Annotated in this window: 6 protein-coding genes; 1 reads left to right on the top strand and 5 read right to left on the bottom strand. The window is 34.9% G+C overall.

All coding sequences use genetic code 11. The features are described from left to right. Positions 1 to 113 precede the first annotated feature (113 nt). The 4 genes from E2980_RS23640 to E2980_RS23625 all read right to left on the bottom strand — a co-directional run bounded on the left by E2980_RS23640 (position 114) and on the right by E2980_RS23625 (position 2062). Complete coding sequence (locus E2980_RS23640; protein ID WP_135154665.1) at positions 114 to 317, bottom strand: hypothetical protein; 204 nt, start codon at positions 315 to 317, stop codon at positions 114 to 116. 40 nt (positions 318 to 357) lie between these two features. Continuing rightward, entirely contained in the window at positions 358 to 1032 is a 675-nt protein-coding gene (locus E2980_RS23635; RefSeq protein WP_135154664.1) for a VOC family protein, read from the bottom strand. Positions 1033 to 1043: 11 nt separating this feature from the next. Further along, complete coding sequence (locus tag E2980_RS23630; RefSeq protein WP_135154663.1) at positions 1044 to 1574, bottom strand: hypothetical protein; 531 nt, start codon at positions 1572 to 1574, stop codon at positions 1044 to 1046. Positions 1575 to 1726: 152 nt separating this feature from the next. Further along, a complete protein-coding gene (locus E2980_RS23625; protein ID WP_135154662.1) occupies positions 1727 to 2062 on the bottom strand; it encodes a hypothetical protein in 336 nt (111 codons plus the stop codon). Between the two features lie 203 nt (positions 2063 to 2265). On the opposite strand from E2980_RS23625, the gene E2980_RS23620 reads away from it, so the two are divergent. After that, entirely contained in the window at positions 2266 to 2901 is a 636-nt protein-coding gene (locus E2980_RS23620; protein ID WP_135154666.1) for a DUF6338 family protein, read from the top strand. Positions 2902 to 3081: 180 nt separating this feature from the next. On the opposite strand, the gene E2980_RS23615 is transcribed toward E2980_RS23620, so the two are convergent. After that, positions 3082 to 3579 (bottom strand): DUF6933 domain-containing protein, encoded by a 498-nt coding sequence (locus E2980_RS23615; protein WP_135154661.1) that lies wholly within the window; start codon positions 3577 to 3579, stop codon positions 3082 to 3084. Positions 3580 to 3735 lie beyond the last annotated feature (156 nt).

Raw genomic sequence — 3735 nt, 5'->3', positions numbered from 1 at the left:
TTGTTCTCCTTAATAAACGCTCGGAGTTGCTGCTTTGTCCATAATCCCATGTGTTCTCCCCAACCTCTCGTATACTTCCATTTTAATGGGTTTAGGAGTTTACACAATCTATTTTACAGACTCTCCAAAAGCTCAATGCCAAAAGAAGCAGTTCCGCAGCCTAGATCTAGAATATTCTTCTCCGTAACATCACCAATTAAATCCATAAAAATAGGTTTTTCAATGGAGTCATTTGCATTCTCGCTCCATTTTCTTCTTTCGAGATAATTCTTGAAATTATGATCTTCACCATAAAATTGGGATCCTCTGTAATCCATTATTTCCTCAACTCCCTATTATTCTGTTGCCCTATGCACTTCAGATATTTCGTATAATATACGGGTAATTTAGTATCTGCATCGAGTCTTCTTTTCCATCTGCAATGACAATCTCTAGCGGGAATATTTCGACCTTCTTGTTCGATCCTAACCAGTTTCGATCTAATGATGAAAGGATTAATAATCCTTCTTCATCTCCAATAGGCGTGAACATGGAGTTCCCGGAAATATAGATTTGTTCTTTGTATTGATGTAATAAGTATTCAGAAAGGTTTATGACATCCAGAGCCGGTATTCCAATTTCACTTATATTTAATAGGTCATCAGTTGAGAAGTCATGACCCAATCTATTTTTAGTATTGTGCCGTGCTATTAGTTCCACAATGTTTCCCGTGGGATCATAAAAAAAGATTGAAGTAGAATTCCATGATTCTGAAAAATAGAATTCTTCGCCATTAATTAAATTAATATGAATTCCTTTTGCTTTTAACCAATTTAATGCTAAGTCCTTTTTACTTTCCGTAATATTGAATGCAAAATGATAATAGGGGTTCACAACTTCTTCACTTAGTTCAAACACTAATTTAGATGAACCAATTTGAAAAGAAACATAAATGGAAGAATGTTCAACTATCGGAAGCTCTAAAATTCTATTGTAGAAATCTACTAAATTATCCAAGTCGTTCGCGAGCAACTTAATTTCTTGAATCTTCATATGTATTCTCCTTAGTGAAGATCATTCTTAATCACTTCAATACTTCTTTTTGCTCGATTATTCAGTGATCTTTTATCAACTAAATCGTAATTATTTAATTCATGTCCCGGATCAATAATCAATGGCTTTGAGATTATATCTTCTAGGATAATCACTGTAGTTTTATATGATTTATGTAAGAGTTCTTTGGATATATTCTTTTTAGTTTTATTTATTATTTCGATTATCCGCTCGGCATACATCAATTTAACAATGCTATCAGCACTCATTAGATGCCTAGCAGCAAAGGAAATAACATTCTCGAGTATCATTTTATCTTGATAATTACTGGCTATTAGTTCTAAGTTATGCACTGCAGTCCAGTCTCTAATTGATAATTCAACGGTGTACTCATCAATCATTTCCTTAAACCATTCAATTTCCATTTCTTTTTGAACGTCAAACTTCTTATATTCTTCAAAATCACCTTTACGATACATATGGAATGTACTTCCGTGATAAGAAGTGAACATTTTTTTTGCTCTTAGTAGCTGATCATCCATGCTTTCACCATCTTTTTTACAAATTTTTGCTCTTCATAATGAGTACTTAATCTTCTTAGAATTCAATTCCATATTGTTACTCAATTGTCCTTTTAATTAACCCGAACAAAAAAATAACCGGCAGAATGTCCTGCCGGCTCCATATTGTGAAATCAAATAAAGAAAAGTGTAAGCAGAAAAAGCGAGGTGATGAATGCAAACGGAAACCAATAGGATCCGTATCCATAACCGTATCCACCGTAACCATCATATAAACCAGATAACTTTGCTTTCTTCTTAGGGTTTGGTTTTTTAATTTTATTTTCGTTTTTTGCTGCCGCAAGAGTCAAGGGTCCATCACCGATCGTACAACCGGTCAACAACACCCGTCCATCCCTTACGTCGCTGATAGTTCCATAATAATGTTTACCATCCTGGGTGACCGCACAAACTTTTCTTCCGAGAAGCGGAAAGACGGTATCATGACATACCGGTGAAATTTGTTGCATAACCTTTTTCCTCCTCTAAGATAAGGCTAACATAGCCTAAGCGTACATCTTAGTCTATGGCTGTTACCCTAGATTCGTCTGTATTAACGCCTTCTTTCGAGAAATTGGGTGAAGTCATCGTCGAAGAGCTACATACTTTCTTATGTCTCTATTTTGAAAATAATGTTAGTATATCAATAAAGTTAAAAAATGGATGTGAGCGAATGGAATTATCAGATCTTACTATAAGATTGCTTTTGCTGTTTTTTCCAGGAATAATAGCGACTCTTATTTTAGATAAACTGACTACGCATCGAGGCCGTGAATTAAAAGATTTCATCTTATATTCGTTTATTTTGGGACTTACTTCCTATTCCATATTGTATATCGCAGTTGAAATTATTAATTTAATCAATAATACAACATTAACCGTTCAATTCATCGAGGCTTTAACCAATGGTAAATCAACAATTAACATTAAGGAAGTTTTCTTTGCGACATTAATTTCATTCATCCTAGGTGTATTAGTGTCAATAATGGTTAATCGAAAAATGATTCACAGAGCTGCGCAAAAATTAAAAATCACCAAGAAATTCGGCGATTCTGATGTTTGGCAATATATATTTGAATCTCCGGACATTGAATGGATTACAATACGGGATTTAAGCAATGATTTAGTTTATCAAGGATGGGTTTCTGCATATTCTGATACTCATGACAATAATGAATTATTCCTTCGAGACGTAATTGTCTACAGGAACTCAGATGGCAGTAGATTATATGAAGTTAAGGGAATGTATCTTACTAAAAATAAAGATGACTTAATAATAGAGTTTCCACAGATCGGGCAACCACAATAAAATTAAAAAGGAGAAAACAGATGAGCGATAACAAAAAGCTAAATGAAGGAATGGTAAAGAAAGGTGGAATTAATCCAACACCTTTAACTCCGCGACCGCCTGCACCACCTGCACAAACTCCTCCAAAAAAATCTTAACCCTTGCCGGACCAAGGGACGAATGCCCCAAAGAGTGAATGGCTTAGATTCCAAGAGCTTCTTTCATTAAACGGTCTGGAAAGTTTTTCAGCTTTACTATAGGGGAATGATTATTCTTTTTATTTAGATCTATATTATTCATTTCTTGTATTGGAAAATAATCTTCTATTAAGAATTCGGTCATCTTAACCATGTCTGTCATCGATCCTATAACACTTCGATCATAAGTTTTAGTAAACTTTATGCTGTTTGCTTTACTTACGTATTCATTAATCTTTGAGTCTGGTATTCCCTCTGCTCTTAGATTTTCAGAAAGCGATTTAATGAATAACTCGTTAAAATTCTTAAAGTGTTCCTTCTTTATCCCAAACAAAATAAAACAATATCTTGTTCTATTGTTCATAAAGATTAGGTTGTTCTTCTTGGCCATACGAAACACATTCGCATGCCACTTAAAGAATTCATCATTTGATTCATTATCTTGTTCCTCAACAAAAGGGCTAAGTTCAAACAGCTTCTTAGTACACGATATTGTAATCATTTAGTTTTTCCCTTCCAGTCTATTTCGTTGTCACGGTAGAGACGCCGATTACTCGACGCCCCCCGCACAGATCCCGGCGTGCGGATTTCCCGCACCGGGCTCTTCAAGAATACTCACTTCCGCACTTCCGGCTTCAGAAATCAAACTGAAGTTGGA

Source organism: Cohnella luojiensis, from assembly GCF_004564235.1.
Classification (GTDB): Bacteria; Bacillota; Bacilli; order Paenibacillales; family Paenibacillaceae; genus Cohnella; species Cohnella luojiensis.
The sequence above is the reverse complement of the archived record's forward strand: the minus strand, read 5'-3'. Positions and strand labels throughout refer to the sequence as shown.

Excerpts from the sequence above, each read along its gene's own strand:
- E2980_RS23640 (WP_135154665.1), bottom strand. The coding sequence starts at position 317 with ATGGATTACAGAGGATCCCAATTTTATGGTGAAGATCATAATTTCAAG.
- E2980_RS23635 (WP_135154664.1), bottom strand. The coding sequence starts at position 1,032 with ATGAAGATTCAAGAAATTAAGTTGCTCGCGAACGACTTGGATAATTTA.
- E2980_RS23630 (WP_135154663.1), bottom strand. The coding sequence starts at position 1,574 with ATGGATGATCAGCTACTAAGAGCAAAAAAAATGTTCACTTCTTATCAC.
- E2980_RS23625 (WP_135154662.1), bottom strand. The coding sequence starts at position 2,062 with ATGCAACAAATTTCACCGGTATGTCATGATACCGTCTTTCCGCTTCTC.
- E2980_RS23620 (WP_135154666.1), top strand. The coding sequence starts at position 2,266 with ATGGAATTATCAGATCTTACTATAAGATTGCTTTTGCTGTTTTTTCCA.
- E2980_RS23615 (WP_135154661.1), bottom strand. The coding sequence starts at position 3,579 with ATGATTACAATATCGTGTACTAAGAAGCTGTTTGAACTTAGCCCTTTT.